At 63.0% G+C, this 18,960-nt stretch carries 22 protein-coding genes and 1 other RNA gene; 14 read left to right on the top strand and 9 right to left on the bottom strand.

Annotated elements, in window-relative coordinates; translation table 11 throughout:
• Positions 1 to 81 precede the first annotated feature (81 nt).
• From panB to pip, 3 genes are read left to right on the top strand one after another with little or no spacing between them, the layout of a single operon-like run.
• On the top strand, positions 82 to 951 hold the full coding sequence (gene panB / locus ACVZUB_RS17635) for a 3-methyl-2-oxobutanoate hydroxymethyltransferase (RefSeq protein WP_064074745.1): 870 nt from the start codon (positions 82 to 84) through the stop codon (positions 949 to 951).
• A gap of 51 nt (positions 952 to 1,002) precedes the next feature.
• On the top strand, positions 1,003 to 1,440 hold the full coding sequence (locus tag ACVZUB_RS17640) for a hypothetical protein (RefSeq protein ID WP_007735455.1): 438 nt from the start codon (positions 1,003 to 1,005) through the stop codon (positions 1,438 to 1,440).
• Positions 1,440 to 2,432: a prolyl aminopeptidase gene (pip, locus tag ACVZUB_RS17645; protein ID WP_482627572.1), complete on the top strand. Its 993-nt coding sequence runs from the start codon at positions 1,440 to 1,442 to the stop codon at positions 2,430 to 2,432. Before ACVZUB_RS17640 ends, pip begins: the two co-directional genes overlap by 1 nt.
• Before the next feature lie 4 nt (positions 2,433 to 2,436).
• Here pip and ACVZUB_RS17650 read toward each other — a convergent pair whose 3' ends face one another.
• The 3 genes from ACVZUB_RS17650 to rnpB all read right to left on the bottom strand — a co-directional run bounded on the left by ACVZUB_RS17650 (position 2,437) and on the right by rnpB (position 4,875).
• Complete coding sequence (locus ACVZUB_RS17650) at positions 2,437 to 3,846, bottom strand: RNB domain-containing ribonuclease (RefSeq protein WP_482628540.1); 1,410 nt, start codon at positions 3,844 to 3,846, stop codon at positions 2,437 to 2,439.
• Positions 3,847 to 3,954: 108 nt separating this feature from the next.
• On the bottom strand, positions 3,955 to 4,140 hold the full coding sequence (locus ACVZUB_RS17655) for a hypothetical protein (RefSeq protein WP_007735457.1): 186 nt from the start codon (positions 4,138 to 4,140) through the stop codon (positions 3,955 to 3,957).
• A gap of 320 nt (positions 4,141 to 4,460) precedes the next feature.
• Positions 4,461 to 4,875: RNase P RNA component class A (gene rnpB / locus ACVZUB_RS17660), an RNA gene on the bottom strand.
• A gap of 54 nt (positions 4,876 to 4,929) precedes the next feature.
• On the opposite strand from rnpB, the gene ACVZUB_RS17665 reads away from it, so the two are divergent.
• Together ACVZUB_RS17665 and ACVZUB_RS17670 are read left to right on the top strand one after the other, a co-directional pair.
• A complete protein-coding gene (locus ACVZUB_RS17665) occupies positions 4,930 to 5,457 on the top strand; it encodes a DUF1697 domain-containing protein (protein ID WP_007735458.1) in 528 nt (175 codons plus the stop codon).
• Positions 5,458 to 5,485: 28 nt separating this feature from the next.
• Entirely contained in the window at positions 5,486 to 6,721 is a 1,236-nt protein-coding gene (locus tag ACVZUB_RS17670) for an SLC13 family permease (RefSeq protein ID WP_007735459.1), read from the top strand.
• Between the two features lie 29 nt (positions 6,722 to 6,750).
• Here the strand turns inward: ACVZUB_RS17670 and ACVZUB_RS17675 are convergent, their stop codons facing one another.
• The 4 genes from ACVZUB_RS17675 to cobC form a co-directional block, all read right to left on the bottom strand.
• On the bottom strand, positions 6,751 to 7,890 hold the full coding sequence (locus ACVZUB_RS17675; RefSeq protein ID WP_030537561.1) for a bifunctional RNase H/acid phosphatase: 1,140 nt from the start codon (positions 7,888 to 7,890) through the stop codon (positions 6,751 to 6,753).
• Positions 7,887 to 8,624, bottom strand: coding sequence for a zinc ribbon domain-containing protein (locus ACVZUB_RS17680; protein ID WP_482627573.1), 738 nt, complete (start codon positions 8,622 to 8,624; stop codon positions 7,887 to 7,889). The genes ACVZUB_RS17675 and ACVZUB_RS17680 overlap by 4 nt, the downstream gene beginning before the upstream one ends.
• Before the next feature lie 108 nt (positions 8,625 to 8,732).
• Positions 8,733 to 9,866, bottom strand: a complete 1,134-nt coding sequence (locus tag ACVZUB_RS17685) for a Nif3-like dinuclear metal center hexameric protein (RefSeq protein WP_030537562.1) — start codon at positions 9,864 to 9,866, stop codon at positions 8,733 to 8,735.
• Positions 9,863 to 10,897 carry an Rv2231c family histidinol phosphate aminotransferase CobC gene (gene cobC, locus ACVZUB_RS17690; RefSeq protein WP_482627574.1) on the bottom strand — a complete coding sequence of 345 codons (1,035 nt, stop codon included), beginning with the start codon at positions 10,895 to 10,897 and terminating at the stop codon, positions 9,863 to 9,865. The genes ACVZUB_RS17685 and cobC overlap by 4 nt, the downstream gene beginning before the upstream one ends.
• A 56-nt stretch (positions 10,898 to 10,953) precedes the next feature.
• On the opposite strand from cobC, the gene ACVZUB_RS17695 reads away from it, so the two are divergent.
• Genes ACVZUB_RS17695 through ACVZUB_RS17705 form a run of 3 tightly spaced genes read left to right on the top strand, consistent with a single transcriptional unit; the run spans position 10,954 to position 13,114 of the window.
• Positions 10,954 to 11,649, top strand: coding sequence for an HAD hydrolase-like protein (locus tag ACVZUB_RS17695; RefSeq protein WP_042445748.1), 696 nt, complete (start codon positions 10,954 to 10,956; stop codon positions 11,647 to 11,649).
• Positions 11,636 to 12,127 carry a low molecular weight protein-tyrosine-phosphatase gene (locus ACVZUB_RS17700; RefSeq protein WP_007735468.1) on the top strand — a complete coding sequence of 164 codons (492 nt, stop codon included), beginning with the start codon at positions 11,636 to 11,638 and terminating at the stop codon, positions 12,125 to 12,127. Before ACVZUB_RS17695 ends, ACVZUB_RS17700 begins: the two co-directional genes overlap by 14 nt.
• 48 nt (positions 12,128 to 12,175) lie before the next feature.
• Entirely contained in the window at positions 12,176 to 13,114 is a 939-nt protein-coding gene (locus tag ACVZUB_RS17705; RefSeq protein ID WP_204856013.1) for an SURF1 family cytochrome oxidase biogenesis protein, read from the top strand.
• Here ACVZUB_RS17705 and ACVZUB_RS17710 read toward each other — a convergent pair.
• Both ACVZUB_RS17710 and ACVZUB_RS17715 read right to left on the bottom strand, forming a co-directional pair.
• Positions 13,055 to 14,062, bottom strand: a complete 1,008-nt coding sequence (locus tag ACVZUB_RS17710) for a cobalamin biosynthesis protein (RefSeq protein WP_341514400.1) — start codon at positions 14,060 to 14,062, stop codon at positions 13,055 to 13,057. The two genes, ACVZUB_RS17705 and ACVZUB_RS17710, sit on opposite strands and share 60 nt — an antisense overlap.
• A 65-nt stretch (positions 14,063 to 14,127) precedes the next feature.
• Positions 14,128 to 14,352 (bottom strand): hypothetical protein, encoded by a 225-nt coding sequence (locus tag ACVZUB_RS17715; protein ID WP_054782235.1) that lies wholly within the window; start codon positions 14,350 to 14,352, stop codon positions 14,128 to 14,130.
• A 669-nt stretch (positions 14,353 to 15,021) separates the two neighbouring features.
• Here ACVZUB_RS17715 and ACVZUB_RS17720 point away from each other — a divergent pair.
• The 6 genes from ACVZUB_RS17720 (at position 15,022) to ACVZUB_RS17745 (ending at position 18,904) form a co-directional block, all read left to right on the top strand.
• A complete protein-coding gene (locus ACVZUB_RS17720; protein WP_482627575.1) occupies positions 15,022 to 15,333 on the top strand; it encodes a hypothetical protein in 312 nt (103 codons plus the stop codon).
• Positions 15,334 to 15,453: 120 nt separating this feature from the next.
• Complete coding sequence (locus ACVZUB_RS17725) at positions 15,454 to 16,332, top strand: hypothetical protein (RefSeq protein WP_482627576.1); 879 nt, start codon at positions 15,454 to 15,456, stop codon at positions 16,330 to 16,332.
• Positions 16,333 to 16,612: 280 nt separating this feature from the next.
• Positions 16,613 to 17,242 (top strand): DUF2510 domain-containing protein, encoded by a 630-nt coding sequence (locus ACVZUB_RS17730; RefSeq protein WP_482627577.1) that lies wholly within the window; start codon positions 16,613 to 16,615, stop codon positions 17,240 to 17,242.
• A 643-nt stretch (positions 17,243 to 17,885) separates the two neighbouring features.
• Positions 17,886 to 18,107, top strand: a complete 222-nt coding sequence (locus tag ACVZUB_RS17735; RefSeq protein WP_482627578.1) for a hypothetical protein — start codon at positions 17,886 to 17,888, stop codon at positions 18,105 to 18,107.
• Between the two features lie 418 nt (positions 18,108 to 18,525).
• Positions 18,526 to 18,702 (top strand): hypothetical protein, encoded by a 177-nt coding sequence (locus ACVZUB_RS17740; RefSeq protein WP_482627579.1) that lies wholly within the window; start codon positions 18,526 to 18,528, stop codon positions 18,700 to 18,702.
• Position 18,703: 1 nt separating this feature from the next.
• Positions 18,704 to 18,904 (top strand): helix-turn-helix transcriptional regulator, encoded by a 201-nt coding sequence (locus ACVZUB_RS17745; RefSeq protein WP_482627580.1) that lies wholly within the window; start codon positions 18,704 to 18,706, stop codon positions 18,902 to 18,904.
• Positions 18,905 to 18,960 lie beyond the last annotated feature (56 nt).

Consider the following 18,960-nt stretch of genomic DNA (forward strand, 5'->3'; position numbering starts at 1 on the left):
CAGACTGAACACGTCATCACCCACACCCGGGGACCCGAAGGCGATCAACGCTCAGGGCCTCGAGGCCAGAAAGGGACAACGATGTCCGAAACACCTCTCTACGGTTCTGTACCCAGTGCAGTTTCTGTACCCACTGCAAGCTCTACCGATGCACCGAAGCGTAAGACGCGCATTCACCACCTCGCCGAGATGAAGCAGAACGGCGAACGCTGGTCGATGCTCACCGCTTACGACTACTCCACGGCACGCATCTTCGAAGACGCAGGCATCCCGGTGCTGCTCGTCGGCGACTCTGCCGCCAACGTCGTCTACGGCTACGACACCACCGTGCCGATCACCGTCGACGAACTGCTCCCGCTCGTGCGTGGCGTCGTTCGCGGCGCGCCGCACGCACTCGTCGTCGCCGACCTCCCCTTCGGCACCTACGAGGGTTCCGCCGAGCAGGCCCTGTCGACTGCGACGCGGTTCATGAAGGAAGGCCTCGCGCACGCCGTCAAGCTCGAGGGCGGCGAGCGGATGAGTAAGCAGATCGCGGCTATCACCTCGGCCGGCATCCCCGTCATGGCTCACGTCGGATTCACCCCGCAGAGCGTGAACTCGCTCGGCGGATTCCGCGTCCAGGGTCGCGGCGACGCGGCCGAGCAGCTTGTGGCGGACGCCATTGCAGTCCAGGAAGCCGGGGCGTTCTCCGTCGTCATGGAAATGGTTCCGGCCGAGATTGCGGGCCAGGTCAGCCGCAAACTCACCATCCCCACCGTCGGCATCGGGGCCGGTTCCGAATGCGACGCTCAGGTACTCGTCTGGCAGGACATGGCGGGTTACACGAGTGGTAAGACAGCCAAGTTCGTCAAGCGTTTCGGTAACGTCGGTGACGAACTGCGTTCCGCAGCCGCAGCCTATGCATCAGAAGTTCGCACTGGCGCTTTCCCGGCCGCAGAACACAGTTTCTGATCCGAGACCGGCGAACGCCGCCTGTCTCTCAACCAGCCAGGGGTGCGTTCAATGATCGGTAACCGTCGAAGTTCTACTGCCGCAGCTGTAGTCGGCGCGGCAGCTCTCGTCACGGTGCTGAGCGGATGCGCGGGAGGGTCCACCAACTCTCCCGCGCCCAGCAGCACTACGCCCGCGAGTTCCACCACGACGGCGCCGGCAACAACCGCGTCCGGTTCGACGTTCACCGACGCTCAAGTCCAGCAGTTGTGCTCGGATATGGAAGGGCAGCTGCAGAACTGGCGGACCGTCACCCCGACGCTCGGCAAGGGCGGACTGAACACGATCGTCATCACGTGGGCGACGCAGAACGGCATCAACCTGCTCGATCTCGCTCAGAACCGCGAAAGCATCGACGCGGCAACCTCAGCCGCGTGCCCCGACGTCCGGAGCGGCGCGATTTCCGCACTCGAGATCCCCGATCTCGCCTCCGGCCTGGTGGGCTTCTGATGACCGACACGTCAGCCACTTCAGGGCAGCCGTCGACTCTCCGGAGTCTGTATCCCCCGATCGAGCCTTTCGTCACCGGCTTCCTCGATGTCGGTGACGGCCAGAGCATGTACTGGGAAGTCAGCGGAAATCCGGACGGCAAGCCGGTGGTGTTCCTGCACGGTGGCCCCGGCGGTGGTGCGCAACCGGCGGTACGCCAGTTCTTCGATCCGGCCGCATACCGCATCGTTCTACTCGACCAGCGCGGCTGCGGGCGGTCCACCCCTCACGTTGGCGACGGCGCCGACCTGTCGGTGAACACGACGGACAAGCTGCTGGCCGACATCGAAGCCCTGCGCGAACATCTTTCGATCGACAAGTGGATGGTTTTCGGCGGGTCCTGGGGTTCCACGCTGTCCATCGCCTACGCCGAAACGTTTCCTACGCGCGTCACTGAGCTGGTCCTGCGCGGGATCTTCCTCCTGCGTAGTAGCGAGATCGACTGGTACTACAACGGCGGCGCGGGAAACATCTTCCCGGAGCGCTGGGACAAATTCCTCGAACCGGTACCCGAGGCGCAGCGCGGCGAAGACCTCGTCGCGGTCCATCACCAACTGCTCCATTCCGAAGACCCCGACGTCGCAGCCCGGGCAGCGATCGCCTGGTCGGCCTGGGAAGGATCGACGAGCTACCTGTACCCACAGGCGGACAAGATCGAACAGAACTCCGAGACCCGATTCGCCTTGGCTTTCGCCCGTATCGAGAACCACTACTTCGTCAACGGCGGATTCTTCGACGAGGGTCAGCTCCTACGCAAAAGCTCCGCACTGCACGGCATTCCGGGGACGATCGTCCAGGGCCGCTACGACGTCGTCTGCCCCGCCACCAGCGCCTGGGCGCTGCACAAGGCGTGGCCCGAATCCAAGCTCGTGATCGTCGACGACGCGGGACACTCCGCGATGGAGCCCGGCATCATGCATCACCTGGTGGAAGCCACCGATTCTTACCGGTAACTCCCTACGCCGGGAACGTGAATTCCACCGTCCGTTTGACGGTGTCGACGGCGGTGAGTCGCACCTTTGCGCGCTCACCGTCGTCGGGCGTTCCGACGCATTTCGCAATCACCGCGACCGACGGGACAAACACTTCCGCCGAGCGCTTTCCGTCCTTGGCGCGCATCACCACTGCGTCGAAGACCTCGCCGACCCGGCCGTCGAGCAGCGTGGACTCGGTCAGATCGATGCACGCACGGTCGACCTTGTTCGCCAGTGAGTCGGACCCACTCATGATGTCGGGCAGCTCGGGAAGTGCAGTGCGCGCCCATTCCGGTACCGGCGTACCAGCTGTGATCGCCAGACACACCTCGGTGCTGAAGCGGTCGGACAGCCGGCGCAGCGGAGCAGTCACGTGAGCGTAGGGCGCTCCGATCCCCGCATGCACCGTCAACTCCGGTAGTCGGCCGTCGAAGGCCGCGTAGTCTGCCCCGCGCAGCAACGACGGCGCAACCGACATCAGCGCCATAGTCGACGGCTCGTTGGAATCGAGTCCGGCAAGAATCTGCCCGACGCTTTGCCCCTCCGGCCACGTGATACCCAGCGCCACTGCAGTTCTCCGCAAGGTCCGAACCGCGGACTCCTCGGCCGGCGGCAGCGTGCGAAGCAACCCGATACCTGCGTCGATCATCATGCGGCCGGCACACATCCCGGTCAGCAGCGACACTTCTGCGTTCCAGTCGTCCGCTTCGGTACGTGGCTCCAGTTCGATCCGCCAGCGAGCCGAGGACTCGTCCTCCGACTGATCCCGAACCACTGACTGCTCGGGCAGTTTCAGCTCGATGGCACCCCTGGCAACCGCCGAGACACTGCGCAATCGTCCGAACTCCGGTAGTGCGGCGATGGACGGATGCAAGGTTCCCGCGTCGGCATCGCGCTGCACGGTCGAATAGTCCAGACGTGCCACCGATTTCACGAGAGCGCGTCTCACCTGCCACGACGTCGGCTCGGCCTGCGCGTCGAGTTCGATCCGCCACAGCGCGGCGGGGCGAACCACGTCCGGCAGCAGACTCGCCGATCCCTCCGACAACGCTCGGGGATGCAGCGGGGCGGAACCGTCCGGGAGATAGAAGGTTTGGCCCCGCTTGCGGGTTTCGATGTCGAGAGCGCCACCCGGCGTCACCACCGCCGCGACGTCGGCGATCGCGTAGTGCACGACGTACCCGGTCGAGATCTTCTCGATGTGCACTGCCTGGTCGAGATCCATCGATCCGGGAGGGTCGATGGTCACGAAGGCGATACCCGTTTCGTCGACACGCCCGGCACCGAAACGATCCACGGCATTCTCGGCCTCGGCCTGCGCCGCAGCCGAGAATGCTCCTGGCAAGTCGAACTCCGCCCGAACCACTCCGAAGTCGATTCCCTGCACCATCATTCGACTTGCGGGCACGCATCCTCCATGATCGGTTCGGGCCGGTGTAGCAGCAGTACCGGTCCCAGTTGTTCGAGTCCCGACTGTTCCAAGGCTCAGTTATTCCAAGGCTCAGTTGTTCCAGTCTTCGTCTGCCCGATCGGCGGCTTTGTTGCGTTCGGCAGCGATCTTCAATGCATGCTCGGCAGAGTCCCGATCAGGGTACGGCCCCATCCTCGTCAGCGAGGACGCACCCTTTCCCTGCGTGACGGAACCGTCGGACACGTCGAAGTACCAGAGTCGATCTTCATCAGTCATATCCACAGTGTGACATCAGAGTGAGATAGAAGCTTGTAGATCGCTGTGAGACTGATATTCTTTCTACTTGGCCTGGCAGGTGAGAACCGGACATTCGAACGGTGAGTTCTGCTTGAATGCCCAACACAAGCTACGAACAGAAAATGGAGTGCGCATGTCCGCAATTCTTTACGATTACCTCCTCCCGCTCATGGGCCATGACGCGGCAACGTACTGGGCTACGCTGCTGGTCATCAAGCCTGTCTGACAGCTTTCGACCATAGAGAAGACCCCCACCGATCCGGTGGGGGTCTTCTTTGTGCTCTCTTGCAGATCGCGGGCGGACGAGTCGGCGTGTAAGCCGGATCCTGTCCTGCGGCACCGAAGTGCCGAGTGGCGACCATCCATCTGGGCACACCGTCGCCGGGTGCCTCAAGCGGTTCACCCGCAGGCTCGGGCGAGCAGCCCTCGAACACCTGCGCAGCCGCACCGCGAGCGATGCGACCTTCAACCTTGCTCCGGGCGGGGTTTACCTAGCCACCCCGGTCACCCGAGGTGCTGGTGCGCTCTTACCGCACCGTTTCACCCTTACCTGCCTCGAAAGGCAGGCGGTCTGTTTTCTGTGGCACTGTCCCGCGAGTTGCCTCGGGTTGCCGTTAACAACCGCCCTGCTCTGTGGAGTCCGGACTTTCCTCGGCCCCAGGCCTGTGCGCGATACGCGCTGGTTCCAGAAGCCGCGGCCGCCCGGCCAACTCGTCCGCCCCCGTATGCTACCGGGCGCCTGTCGGTGGCCGGCACTATGGTCACCGTATGACTCGGTACGTGGCCCTGCTACGCGGCATCAACGTGGGCGGCATCAACATCAAGATGGCGGACCTGGCGAGAGTCTTCGGTGACCTCGGATTCCAAGGGGTGAAAACCGTGTTGGCCTCAGGCAACGTTCTGTTCGACAGTCCGAGCACCGACATCCCGACGCTGAAGAAACAGATCGAATCCGCCCTTGCCCGCGAGTTCGGCTACGAGGCTTGGGTGTTCGTCCTCGACCTTCCGACACTGCAGGCGATCGTGGACAACTACCCGTTCGAGCGCGAACGCGAGGGTTGGCATGCTTATGCGATGGTTGCCTCCGAGCCGGAAATCCTGGAGGAATTGAGCACTGCAGCAGCGCAACTCGATGCCTCGGTCGAGCGTGTGGCGGCAGGCGACGGAGTCCTGTACTGGGAGGTCGAGAAGGGGCAGACCGTCAAGAGCGCGTTCGGCAGGAACACCGGAAAACCGAAGTTCAAGGCGTTCACCACAACCCGAAACCTGAACACGCTCTACAAACTGCTCAAATGACGCTCGCCCCGACACGGAGCACCATCGCGTGACTCTTCTACCGATCCTGCTCGTCGCCCTCGTCCTCGTCTTCGCGATAGTGCGTCCACGCGGGCTTCCCGAGATCGTCATCGCCGGGCCGGCAGCTGTCGTCGTTCTCCTGACCGGCGTCGTAACTCTCGACGAAGCCCGCGACGAACTGGCGAGCATGGCACCCACCGTCGTCTTCCTGGTTGCCGTGCTGGTTCTCGCTCATGCCGCCGATGCTCTCGGCGTCTTTCGCTGGGTCAGCCAGATCCTGCAGCAAAAATCCCTCGCCGATCCACACCGGTTGCTGATCTATGTGTTCGGCGCCGCCGCCCTGACCACGGCGGTCCTGAGCCTCGACGCCACCGTCGTGCTGCTGACACCCGCGGTGATCGCGGCCGCACGATCCATCGGAGCAAGTCCCCGGCCGCATTCCTATGCCAGTGCGCACCTGTCGAATTCGGCGTCGACCCTGCTGCCGGTGTCCAACCTGACCAACCTCATCGCGTTTGCCGCAACAGGTTTGACGTTCTTGCACTTCACCGCATTGATGGCGTTGCCGTGGGTCGTGACGATCGCTGTCGAGTACCTGATTTTTCGACTGTTCTTCCGTTCGGAACTCGCGCGGGGCGACAGCGCCGAACCGCCGGTGGCAGCCAGATCTGCGCCTGCGCCGATTCTGCCGCTGACGGTGATCGGAATGACGCTGCTCGGTTTCGCGGTTTCGGGTTTCTTCGGGATCGAGCCCGCCTGGATCGCGGTGGTGGGTGCGAGTGTCCTGGGAGCGATCGCTCTGGCTCGGCACCGTACGACCGCCGCCAAGATGCTCTACGCTGCCGACCTCTGGTTCTGCGCGTTCGTCCTGGTTCTCGGAATCATCGTCGCCGGAGTCGCGAACGGGCCGGTGGGCGAATGGATTGCGCAGATCCTGCCAGGCGACACCAGCTACGGCTCACTGCTCTTTGTCGCCGCGGTAGCGGCGGTTGCGTCCAATCTCGTCAACAACCTGCCGGCAACCTTGCTGATGATCGCAGCGCTCGGAACGGCGGCACCTCCAGCGCTGGTGCTTGCGATGTTGATCGGCGTCAACCTCGGCCCCAACCTCACCTACGTGGGCTCACTGGCAACGATGCTCTGGCGACGAGTCGCCACCAGCGCGGGCGCACCGCCCACGCTGGCGACATTCACTCTGCTCGGGGTCATCACGACGCCGCTGACGCTGCTCGCCGCCGTGAGCGCCCTGTGGTTGGTGATCTGATCAGAGGCTGATCAGCCGTCGGGGCTCTTTCAGCGAAGGTGTGACGTGTCGTTGACCAACCGGACCGAGGCTCCCCCGTCGGGATAGAACTCGGTGATACTCAGCGACGCCAGATCCAGATGCAACCGGTACAGCAACGACGGCCCGGCATCGAGGGCCAGCTGCACCAAAGTCTTGATCGGGGTGACGTGAGAGACGACCAACAGCGTCGCGCCGCCGTAGGTCGAGATCAGGTCGTCACGCGCGGCGACGACTCGTTCGCGTACCTCGTCGAAACTCTCGCCGCCCGGTGGACGCACCGAAGTGTCCGAGAGCCATTCGCGATGCAGGTCCGGGTCACGCTCGGCTGCCTCGCGGAACGTGAGTCCGTCCCAGTCGCCGAAATCGGTTTCGATCAAACCCTTGTGCTCGACGACGGGTAAGCCGAGCACGCGGGCCGATGCCTCTGCCGTCTCACGTGTTCTGCCGAGGGGTGAGCAGACGATGGCGTCGATACCGCCTCGGTTCCCGAAGCGTCCGGCTGCGCCGGCAGCCTGCGCGCGGCCCAGTTCCGTGAGCTCCGGATTCCCGCGTCCGGAGTACCGGCGATCGACCGACATCGCTGTCTGTCCGTGACGTAGCAACAACATTCGTGTCGGCTTGCCGGTGGTGGCGATCCATCCCGGAGAGCCGGCGATCTGCGGCTCCGACGTCTCTTCGGACGGCGCGGCAGGTGCAGCAGGTGCGGGGGCCGAAGGTGCGACTGGGCCGGTTTCGATGCCGGCAGCCGCGTCCATCGCCTCGTTGGCAAGGCGATCGGCATGAGAGTTCTCGCCGCGAGGAATCCACGTGTAGGTCACTCGCGAGAACTGCGTCGCCAGCTCGGCAGCGCGCCGCTGCAGCGGAATCATGTCCGGGTGCTTGACCTTCCAGCGCCCGGACATCTGCTCGACGACCAACTTGGAATCCATGCGGACGTCGACCGTCGACGCGCCGAGTTCACCGGCAGCGGTCAACCCGGCGATCAGTCCGCGGTACTCGGCGACGTTGTTGGTCGCGATACCGATGCTTTCCTTGCGTTCGGCCAACACCGAGCGCGAGGCATCGAACACCACCGCTCCGTAGCCGGCCGGACCGGGGTTGCCCCGCGATCCACCGTCGGCCTCGACGATGACTTGCGAGAGAGTCACAGACCGGACTCCTTGGTACGCACCATGATTGCATTGCACTCTGGGCAACGAACTACGACGTCGGCCGGTGTCGCGGCGATTCGGGAGATCTCGCCGCGGTCGATCTCGATCCGGCAAGCGCCGCATCGGCGTGCCTGCAGAAGCGCCGCGCCCGGTCCGCCCAGGCTGCGCTGCTTCTCGTAGACAGCAAGGAAATCGGCGGGAAATTCACCGACGAGTCGTTCACGATCGGCGGCGCAACGCTCCTGCGCCTTGTCCAGATCAGCGACGGCATCGTCGCGGCGACGCTTGGCGTCGATCAGCTCTTCTTCGGCCTGGGACAGCTGGGCACCGGCGTGATCGTGATCGGCCTGCAACGCCTCACGCTGCTCCATCACTTCGAGCAACTCGTCTTCGAGGAGCCCCTGACGCCGGACCAGGCTGCCGAGTTCGTGTTCGAGTTCGGTGAGCTGCTTCGCCCCGACCGACCCGCTCTGCAAGAGTGTGCGGTCACGATCCTCGCGCTGACGAACCGCGTCGACCTCGCCTTCGAGCTTGCGAATGTCGCGATCGATGTCGTCGATCTGGATTTCGACGGCTACGGACGCGTCTTTACGGCTGATTCCCTCGGCCTCGAGACGTTCGACTTCCTGCTGCTCGGGAAGCGCTCCGCGTCGGTGGGTGATCCGAGTGAGCTCAGCATCCACCCCGGCGAGGTCGAGAAGCTTGGATTGCACCTGTGGTTCGACGTTCACGCTGTATAACTCCTGCTGTAAGTCCGATGTCGGCAGTGCTCGCGAAGGACGGCTCTCGAAGAACTGCTCTTGAATTGTTCGTGCAACCGTACCTTGCAGAGCGCTGCACTAATGCGCACTCAAACACCACGGATCGGTGCGAATTGTCGAAACCCGGCTTTCCCACTCCGGATTGTCGGCAAACGCGGCGTCGAGCACCGATTTCGCCTGTGCGCACCACGGGTATTCACTCGCCCAGTGCGCGACATCGACCAGAGCCGGGCCACCGGCGCGTAGATGCTCGTCCGCGGGATGATGCCGCAGGTCCGCAGTGACGTAGACGTCGGCGCCCAGTGCCGCCACCACGTCGAGATACGAGTCGCCGGAACCGCCGCACACCGCCACGGTACGAACGGTCGCGTCTGGATCTCCGGCCGCGCGAACACCCCACTCGGTCGAGGGCAGTGAGCGCGCCACTCGCGCGGTGAATTCCCGCAAGGTTTCGGGGTGGTCGAGCTCACCCAACCGCCCCAGTCCGAGTGAACTGGGGAACGCTGCGAGTTCGAAGACATCGAAGGCCGGTTCCTCGTAAGGATGGGAGGCACGCAATGCGCCCAGCACTGCGCTTCGCTTTCCGCGAGGGGCAATCACCTCCACACGATTCTCGCGAACCTGCTCCACAGCGCCGACGGTCCCGATCGTCGGATTCGCTCCGTCGGCGGGCAGGAACTGACCCGTACCGGTGACGGTCCAACTGCACTGGCTGTAGTCACCGATCCGCCCAGCCCCGGCCTCGAAAAGTGCATCCTGCACGGCCGATGCATTCTCCACCGGAACCATGACGACCCACTTGTCGAGCGGCTGCGTCGGCTTGGGTTCGATCGGGCGCAGCACGGTCAGGCCCAGAGCCTGCGCCAACGCGTCGGACACTCCGGGGTCGGCCGAGTCCGCATTGGTGTGCGCCGAGAACAGCGCGCACCCCGCCTTGATGAGCTTGTGAACCAACGCACCTTTGGGTGTGTGAGCACCGACGGTGTCCACCCCACGCAGCAGAAGTGGATGGTGAACGACCAGAAGGTCGGCACCGGAGGCGATGGCGTCGTCGACCACTGCCTCGGTCGGATCCACCGCGAAAACCACTCTCGTCACAGCGTCGGCCGGATCGCCGCAGACCAGGCCGACCGAGTCCCACGATTCCGCCAGGGCCGGCGGATAAGCGGATTCCAGCACGGCTATGACGTCCGCAAGGGTTGGGCCACTCACAAGATCTCCTTCATCGCTTCGATCAGTACCGCAACCTGCTCGGCTGGACGGACGGCCACGCGCAGCCGATCCGGGCCGAGTCCGGGAAAGGTGTCGCACCTTCGGACGGCGATTCCGCGGGCACGCAGGTGCTCTCGCATCGTGGCGCCGTCACGGACGTCGATGAGCACGAACGGCCCCGCAGCGGGTTCGTGCACGGCAATCCCGATCTCGGTCAGTCGCCGCGACATGTCTCGGCGGTCCACGGCAATCGCGTCGGCTTTGATCCTCGACTGCTCGACGGCGAACGGTTCGCAGCACGCCGTGATGGCCTCGATCTGCAGACTGCCCAACGGCCAGTGGGCTCGGCCGTGACTGAGTCGAGCCAGAAGATCGGGAGAGCCGATCGCGTATCCACACCGCAATCCGGCGAGCGCCCACGTCTTGGTCAGGCTCCGAAGGACCAGTACATCCGCCGACTCGACACCGGCGATGCTCTCCGTTTCGCCGGGGACCGCGTCGCCGAAGGCCTCGTCCACCACCAGGATCCGGCCCGGCTGACGCAATGCCAACACATCGGCCTTGGGGTGAAGCACGGACGTCGGGTTGGTCGGATTGCCCAGAACGACAAGGTCCGCGGATTCGGGTACCTGCGCGGTCCGGAGCTCGAAAGGCGGCTCCAGAATCACTTGAGTCACCGGCACACCGGCCTCTCGCAGTGCCAGTTCCGGCTCGGTGAACGACGGATGGATCAGCGCTGCCGAACGAGTGCCCAGACGCGGCAGCATCGCGAATCCCTCGGCACCGCCCGAGAGCAACAACACCTCTTCGGGCTGGCGCCCGTGCCGCTGCGCGACCGTTTCGCGTGCCTTCAGTTCCGCTGCGGCCGACGGGTACGAACCGAGCGTCGCCAGCCCTGCGGCCAGCCGATCCCGCAACCACTTCGGCGGGCCGGAGCCTTGAACGTTGACGGCAAAATCGAGTAACCCGGGCTCCGCTTCGACATCGCCGTGATGTCGCAAGCTCTCCAGGTCAACCGTTCCGGTACTCACCCGGTCAGCCTACGGTCGAGCACCGTGCGCGGACATCACCCCTGCCGTCCGGGACAATGAGTGCCGTGACGACACCACCCCTCGACCGTTTTCCCGTAGTTCTGTTCGATCTGGACGGCACCATCACCGATTCCGCTCCCGGCATTCACGGCGGCTTCCGACATGCGTTGGCAACTGTCGGCCATCCGGAGCCGACGGAAGCGATGTTGGCATCGGTGATCGGCCCGCCGATGGTCGATACCTTCAGGTCACTCGGTATGGCCCCGGCGGACGTGGATCGGGCGATCGCCGCGTACATCGAGCGTTACGACGCGACCGGGTGGCAGGAGAACTCGGTGTACGAAGGCATGGACGTCGTCCTGGGTAAGGCTCGCGCGAGCGGCACCCGACTGGCCGTCGCCACCTCCAAGTCGGAGCGATTCGCCATTCGAATCCTCGAGCATTTCGGCCTGGCCGAGCACTTCGAGTTCATCGGCGGCGCGAGTGACGACGGAACTCGTCGGGCTAAACCCGATGTGATCGCGCATTCGCTGACCTCACTCGGGATCACTCCCGTCCTCGCATCCGACGGCGGAACCCCCGACGTTCTCATGATCGGCGACCGTGATCACGACGTGCTCGGCGCCGCGAAGTACGGCATCCCCACCGTCGTCGTCGAATGGGGCTACGGTTCCGCCGAGGAAGCGCGGCAAGCGTTTCGCTCCGTATCGTCGGCATCCGAACTGGGAGGACTTCTCGATGGCCGCCACTGAACCACTCCACGTGACTGAACCACTTCATGTGACGTTTGTGTGCACCGGCAATATCTGCCGGTCACCGATGGCCGAAAAGATCTTGCTCGCGCATCTGGACCGTGAAGGCCTCGCCGACCGAGTCCGTGTCAGCAGTGCAGGTACCGAGGGGTTTCACACCGGTAGCGAGGCCGACGAGCGGACCAACGTCGTGCTCCGAGCGGCCGGATATCCGACGGGCCACAGTGCCGCGCAGGTCAATGCAGATCATCTCGCGGCCGATCTGGTCGTCGCCCTCGACACCGGCCATGAACGTGAGCTTGCTCATCTCGGCGTGCCCACCGAGCGTCGGCGCCTACTGCGATCGTTCGACCCCGAGGCTGACGGAGAATCGGTTCCGGACCCGTACTACGGGGATCAGGAGGACTTCGAACTGGTGCGAGACCAGATCGAAGCAGCCATTCCCGACATACTCGACTGGATCCGCGAGCGGGCCTGAACCCGGAGCAAAATTCACTCCCGTTCGGGCAACGGATACCGTGGACGTGTGCGAAGACTGAAATTCCTGTTGCGGCCCGGTTGGTTGGTACTGGCAGCTGTGGTCGGGCTCTTCGCCTACCTGTGCTTCACCGTGCTCGCCCCATGGCAGCTCGGCAAGAACACGAAGACCGAGCACCGCAATGATCTGATCTCGAACTCGATCAACGCGGAGACCGTGCCGATCGGTGACGTCATCGCCGATTCGACGATCGCACCGGACGACGAATGGCGAAACATCACCGCGGCAGGCACCTATCTGCCCGACGCCGACATCCTCGTTCGACTGCAGTCCATCGAGGGCGCACCGTCGTACGAGATCCTGACGCCTTTCCTTCTCGACGACGGCCGCACGATCCTCGTCAATCGCGGATACGTTCGGCCGATCAACGGCGCCGAGGCACCGCCCATCGCCGCGCCGCCGACCGATCCGGTCACTCTCAACGGTCGCGTGCGTCTGTCGGAAGGCACCGCGCCCGGCCGAGTTCCGATGTTCGAGGACGGCGCGAAACAGGTCTACTCCATCGACGCACAACCTATCGGCGAGTTCATCGGAACGGACCTGATCGACGCGTACATCCAACTCGAACCCGACCAGCCCGGCGGCCTGGGGACGATCCCTCTCCCCCAACTCGATGCAGGCCCCTACCTCTCGTACGGGTTCCAGTGGCTGGCGTTCGGCATCATGGCGCCGCTCGGACTGGCCTACTTCATTCGCGCCGAGTGGCGCGAACGTCGCAAGGAAAAGGCAGCTCAAGCAGCTGTCGACGGCTTCGCAGCGGACGACGCCGCTACCGAGACGACCCCGGAAGCGCCGGTGTCCGCGCCTGCCTCATCCCCCGCCGAACCGGCTCGTACCTTCAGTCGTCGCAAGAAGCCGGAGCCGGAATCAGTGCCGCTGACGGCGCAGGAAGCCAAACTTGCCGATCGATACGGCAATACCCGCTGATACCACAGCTGCACTGATCTGCACCGCCGACGAAAGCCTCGCCGCGCGGCGCAGATCGTTCGGCGTCGGCACAGGCCCGCGGCCGAGGACGGGACGCATCTCCACCCCGTGCGCGTACTCGGTCCGACCACCCAACGAAATGCCCAACGCCCCTGCCGCCGACGCTTCCGCGACGCCCGCATTGGGGCTTGGATGAGCCGCTGCGTCGCGTTTCCACGCTGCCAGTGATTCCTGAACCGAGCCGCCTACCACCGGTGCACACGCAGCCGTCAGCGCACCTGTCAGCCGAGCGGGGACGATGTTGACCAGGTCGTCGAACCTCGCCGCAGCCCACCCGAATCTGAGGTATTTCTCGGAGCGGTAGCCGATCATCGCGTCGAGTGTGTTGGCAGCGCGGTAGACGAACAGACCCGGCACGCCCACAATTGCACCCCAGAACATTGCACCGACGCTTGCATCCGAGGTGTTTTCGGCGACCGACTCCAGCGCTGCACGCGTGAGGCCGTCCTCGCCCAGTACCGATGGATCGCGTCCACACAGTGAAGGGAGAAGCTCGCGCGCTTTCGTCAGGTCACCATCGACCTGTGACGCCTCCAATCGAGCGGCCATGTCGATGCCGGTGCGTGCAAGCGACGTCCCGCCGAGCACGGCCCAAGTAGCCATCGCTGTCGTACCCGTGACGGCCACCCAACCGGCCCGGCGCGACACTTTTTCGGCTGCGAGCCCAAGTCCTGCGGTGCCGGCCAAGAGCACGGCAACATGAAGTGTTCCGGCCGCGCGCGAGTCCCGGTAGGACATCTTCTGCAGCGCGATAGCCGCGGTTCCGAAGCCGGCAACCGGATGGAACCGCCCCGGATCGGCGAAGACCCGATCCGCGACGAAGCCGAGGAGAAGCCCGGCAGCTCGCGCATTGAATCGAGACTGGGACGAACGAACCGAAATCTGCACGAGCGTAGTTGTAGCAGCGACGCTCGTTCTCTGGCCAACCGTCACGTGTCTGCACGAGCCGATCTCTACCCGTCCCAGTCGATCGTCAGGTAGATCAAGCGGTGCATTCGGTTGATTTCCCAGACACGGGCAATCCCGGTCGCCAGTGCGTCGCTTTGGGAACGAACCCGGATCGTCTGCCCCGGGAACAACGCAACAATGAGACTGGGCATCTCGGCGATGTGTATGTGCGGACGGGTGGGATGCACGCGCGTCGGGTCGACGGCTACTTCGATCACAGAACTGGACATGCGTCCAGAATGGCGTATTGCGGACAATTCGTTGCCGAAAATGAAAAAACCCCGATCTGCGTCGACGCAGATCGGGGCTTGAATTCTTCGGTGGGCGCGGAGGGTTTCGAACCCTGTCTGAATGCATGCATATCGCCAAGAAATTTGTCAATAATTGATCCTGGCCAGCAGTTTATGCATCGACATAAATCCTCATCAACCCTCAAGAACTCGACCGACTGTCCGAAATCTGTCCGCTCCACCCGCGATCGACAATTTCTCACCATTGACATTGGAAAAACAACTACCCAGGGTTGACCGGATCGCGTACCCGTTACTTACAGTCCGTCTGGTTTGATTCAGGGCATGAGGAAGACCTCGCCGCGGCCGCGGCCATTGGGGCCGTGCTACTTGCAGCTGGCGGGTGCTCATCCGAACCTGCAGGACCCAGCGCTGAAGAAACCCGCGCACAACAATGCGCCGGGTTCGCGGAACTCACGCCCGGATACCTCGAAATGCAAGAAGCGTTAGACATCATGGGAGACAAAAACGCGACATCCAAAGGACACGCTGACGCCATGTATCGGAGCATGCAACTCAGTAGCGACAAAGGTCGACGCACCAAACCATATGACTGCGACGTAGACACCAAATACTTCGCGGAGTACATCGCGAAATGAAAGGCCCAACATGAAGGTTGTCGTAGGTTTCGTAGCCGCCCTCATCGCGCTCGTCCTCATCAAGAACGTGTTCCTTGCGATCGCCGCGAACTGGCTCACAATCCTGCTAGTCTTCGCCACAGTCATCGGCGTCGTGTTCATCGGGACGTTCGCGAAAACCTTCATCGACATCAACCGTGAAGGACACAAGCTCGCGAGGCAGCAACGCAAAGAACTGCTCGCCAGGGCAATAAACCAAAACACCGCATATCTGCAAGGCCATGATCGTGGCGTCTACGGGGACTATCCGCCCGCGGAACTTGACTTGACCATGCCTGACTAAGCCCTAACCGAAGTAACGGGTGTCTTCGGCCGTTTCCGCTCGGAGTAGCTGGGATGTGATTCGGAGCGCTCTTTGCCGAATCATTACTCAAGTCGAATGCGCGTCTGGTCTCCTAGATCAATGAGATCAAAGATCGTCGTCGCCGCGGCACTTTCGCTGAGCTTCTTCACTGCTGGATGTGAAGCGTCGGACTCTACCGAATCCGAGCAGCCTCAAGACTCGGTCGTTCAATCCACGAGTCCGACAACCGAAGCCAGCCCTATTCGCAAGAAGGCGATCGGCGAAGAGGCGGCCGCAGGGTGCGTTGAAGGTGCCGCAAGAGAAACGTGCGACGTTCGATTCACGATCACCTCCATCACTCGCGGTGAATCATGCTCGGCTTACTCCACTGGCATCCTTGAAATGCCGGCGAACCACGAGGTCGTCCGCTTCAATATCGAAGCTGAGACTGCACCTGAGTTCAGCTATGCCCAGGCCAACGGCGTGTTGCTTACGCAGTACTGGAGCGTTCTCGATGCGGACGGTTACATGGTGAAGGATCCCGATATCGCTACCGGGTGTGACGTCGACGCAAACGTCGTCTACAAGTTCCTCGAGCCAGGTACGAAACAGAAGTCGAGCGTCCCCATCATCGCGCCAGTCGGCGCGACAACGCTGCGCCTCTCAGAGCAGGGCCACGGCTGGGAATGGGAAATTCCTGCAGTAGCCGAGATGCCGCCGACCGCCCCCGCCGCTCCGCCGGTTGAATCCCCCGCTCCGTCCACGGCTCAAGAGTGGACACCAATAACAACCACCGTTGCCCAGAACCCCGTCGACAGTCGCCCCAACCCTTACCCGAACTCGCAGGACTCATTCGGCCGAGATACGGGAACAAGCGGGGCAACCTTGGTCGGGTGTGGCGATTGGCATGAGTACCAGCCAGGTACAGGCATCTATTCAGACGGCTCTCTGGACTACGCCGCAGAGTGCCTGCCCGGCGGATCTATGGCGCCGAATTAGCCTCACCGTCCTCATTGACATCAACCGCGCGGCCACCGGAGGAAACCGTCTGTGCAGGCAGAAAAGTTTTCATACTAGGAAATTCAATTCGGCAGGTTTTAGGCCGCTATCCGCGCTGCCTTACAACTGACCGCGCCGGTGGACGAAGCAGGGCGACCCACTGAACCGGCGCCCCACGATTTGATTTGCGGCTAAGAAGGTCCGTCGAATCCGCATGACCGGACTGTCTGGTATGTATTGCTGACACTTCCCCGCCACGGGGCCGAGCAAGGACACGACGATGAACACACAGCCCGGTTGGTATCCAGATCCTCAAAATCCCGCGGCAATGCGCTACTGGGACGGCAACCAGTGGACGCCGCACTCGCAGCCAGGGCAACCGATTCCCTTCGGTGGGCAACCGCCGAAGAAGAAAGGCAAGGTACTGATACCGATCCTCGCCGTACTCGGTGGGCTGATCGTGATCATCGTCGGACTATCGATCGTCACAAGCCCGTCGTCGACAACGAAGAACATCGCCTCCGAGACGACGCCGCCAAAGATCGAACCGAACCTCGCAGATGCATCGACCTACAAGGAGGTCGACGAGCGGGAGCTGGCGCTGATCCTGAAGGACATGCGAGCACACGCTGGCCAGCGCATCATCCTGTATGGAACGGTTGCGCAGTTCGACAGTGCAACCGGTCCTGGACAGTTCCTCGCGGATGTCGGAACCTCCGCGCTCGGTATCGGTAACTACGAGTCGGCTCACATGGTTGGCGACCCTGCCACACTGAAGCCGTTCGTTAGGGATGACGAAGTGAAGATGTTCGTTGTTGTCGATGGCGAGTATTCGTACACGTCGACCGCGGACTACAAGTTGACGGTTCCTCAGTTCAAGATCGGCATCATCGAGATGGCCGGGAGTTAGTCCATCGCGACTTTTGCGGCTCCGCGCCAACACATTCGGGCGTCCGGATCGTCTCGCCACAGCGTCGGCAGTAGTGCGTCCGATGGCCGCCGTTGTGAGCGGTCATGCAGCCGCAGACCTCCCAGCCCACGAGGCATGTGTTCGCCGCCAGCAGGTGCCCGCTCGGGCAGCGCTGTGGGGCTCGTTCCGTCGACCGCATACTTTAAGATTCGCACACCTGTTCGACGAGTGATAGCGTCGGTTCCGCGGGGTCCGGAGGGTAAGGGAAGACCAGCCGGGCCCTGCCAATATGCATTCATTCACGGCACGAAGTAGCATCGCCCGGTGCGCGTTTGCACCCCCCCGCGACGCGTACCGGCCCGCTCGACGAGTCCCCCCGATTTAGTTCGAGCGGGCCACCTATGGACTGTGCGCCTTTTCTTTAGTCGGATTTGGGCGCACACGGCCCGCTGGTTGTTACTGACGAGCGATCGGGCGGGCCACCGAGAACTGCATGCCTCCTGAGTGGGCTGGGTCGGGCACGCATGGCCCAATCGGGACCGGCCGGGCAGCCGCAATCCGATTGGGCCGCCTCTTGCCAAGTTCGCCGCAGTTGGCAGACTGGAGAACCGTGAAGCATCGAAATCCCGACCACAACCCAGAGATGACCGAGGCTGTTTTCCAGTACGGCTCAGACGGATACGAACTGCCCGTCGCCGAGGTGAAGCGGCTGATGCTGGATGTCGAGACCATCATGAACGGAAGAGGTACGGGCCTGGTTCGTGTAACGATCGACGGCGCAGAGAAGGCATTCCTCATCTCAGCGGGAGCGCTCGTCACGTTCCATGTCCCCATCGGAACCCTGAACGAAGACCCAGACGAGTAAGTATCGGTACTCCAGTCCCCCGCTTCACACGAAGTGGGGACTTCATTTGTCAGTCGGGCCGAAATATTCTCCAATGCAATCACTCTCAACGGCTGACTTTACACACATATGTGTGTAAAGTTCTATTTGTAAGGCGATGAGCCCTACGAAACAATTCAAGAGAGTGGGAGGTTGAGATGCCCGACAAGTCGGATATCTACTTCGCCGTCAGCATGGTTGTGGCCTTGCTGCTCGGATGGAGGGAGGTAGAGCATCGGTTCCGAGAGTGGAGGGAAAAGCGCGAAAGGCGCAAACCTCGACACCGACGGAAGTGACCAAGTAGAGCCGGGGGTGTCTGTAGCACCCCCGGTCCTACCGGACCATCCTCCCCCTCTCTCGGGTTGACCGCAACGAAACAAGAAAGTGAGACACTGAAACCATGAAGCGTTACCTGAACAGGCGGACGGGCGCACTAGCACTCTTCACGGTCACCACGGTCGCTCTACTGTCCGACAACTTCACCCCGACGCGTGCAGCGATCTGGGGTGTCGCATGGGCGGCCGTGGCGATACTGATAGTCACCAGCGAGGTTCGGCACGCACGGGCTGACCACTGAGATGATTCGGTACCTCAGCAAGGGTGAGATCGCCGAACGCCTCGGCCTGTCGCTCGAAACCGTCAAGTCGTACGACCGGCGCGGGTATCTGCCGCCAGCTGATGCGCAGACCGGACGGAACTTCGGTTGGCTGCCGGAGACGATCGACGCATGGGCGGAATCTCGCCCCGGCCGAGGTGCGCGCACCGATCTCGCAGACTGATTGGCGACAAAATGCCCCGCCCGATCCGAGAGGATGGGCGGGGCATTTTGTCGTCG

This window comes from Rhodococcus sp. OS5 (assembly GCF_056837585.1).

Coding starts and splice junctions, on each gene's coding strand:
- ACVZUB_RS17640 (WP_007735455.1), top strand. CDS start 1,003: ATGATCGGTAACCGTCGAAGTTCTACTGCCGCAGCTGTAGTCGGCGCG.
- ACVZUB_RS17715 (WP_054782235.1), bottom strand. CDS start 14,352: ATGTCCAGTTCTGTGATCGAAGTAGCCGTCGACCCGACGCGCGTGCAT.
- ACVZUB_RS17695 (WP_042445748.1), top strand. CDS start 10,954: ATGAGTGCCGTGACGACACCACCCCTCGACCGTTTTCCCGTAGTTCTG.
- ACVZUB_RS17745 (WP_482627580.1), top strand. CDS start 18,704: ATGATTCGGTACCTCAGCAAGGGTGAGATCGCCGAACGCCTCGGCCTG.
- ACVZUB_RS17665 (WP_007735458.1), top strand. CDS start 4,930: ATGACTCGGTACGTGGCCCTGCTACGCGGCATCAACGTGGGCGGCATC.
- ACVZUB_RS17720 (WP_482627575.1), top strand. CDS start 15,022: ATGAAGGTTGTCGTAGGTTTCGTAGCCGCCCTCATCGCGCTCGTCCTC.
- ACVZUB_RS17655 (WP_007735457.1), bottom strand. CDS start 4,140: ATGACTGATGAAGATCGACTCTGGTACTTCGACGTGTCCGACGGTTCC.
- ACVZUB_RS17730 (WP_482627577.1), top strand. CDS start 16,613: ATGAACACACAGCCCGGTTGGTATCCAGATCCTCAAAATCCCGCGGCA.
- ACVZUB_RS17700 (WP_007735468.1), top strand. CDS start 11,636: ATGGCCGCCACTGAACCACTCCACGTGACTGAACCACTTCATGTGACG.
- panB (WP_064074745.1), top strand. CDS start 82: ATGTCCGAAACACCTCTCTACGGTTCTGTACCCAGTGCAGTTTCTGTA.
- ACVZUB_RS17740 (WP_482627579.1), top strand. CDS start 18,526: ATGAAGCGTTACCTGAACAGGCGGACGGGCGCACTAGCACTCTTCACG.
- ACVZUB_RS17725 (WP_482627576.1), top strand. CDS start 15,454: ATGAGATCAAAGATCGTCGTCGCCGCGGCACTTTCGCTGAGCTTCTTC.
- ACVZUB_RS17650 (WP_482628540.1), bottom strand. CDS start 3,846: ATGATGGTGCAGGGAATCGACTTCGGAGTGGTTCGGGCGGAGTTCGAC.
- ACVZUB_RS17735 (WP_482627578.1), top strand. CDS start 17,886: ATGACCGAGGCTGTTTTCCAGTACGGCTCAGACGGATACGAACTGCCC.
- pip (WP_482627572.1), top strand. CDS start 1,440: ATGACCGACACGTCAGCCACTTCAGGGCAGCCGTCGACTCTCCGGAGT.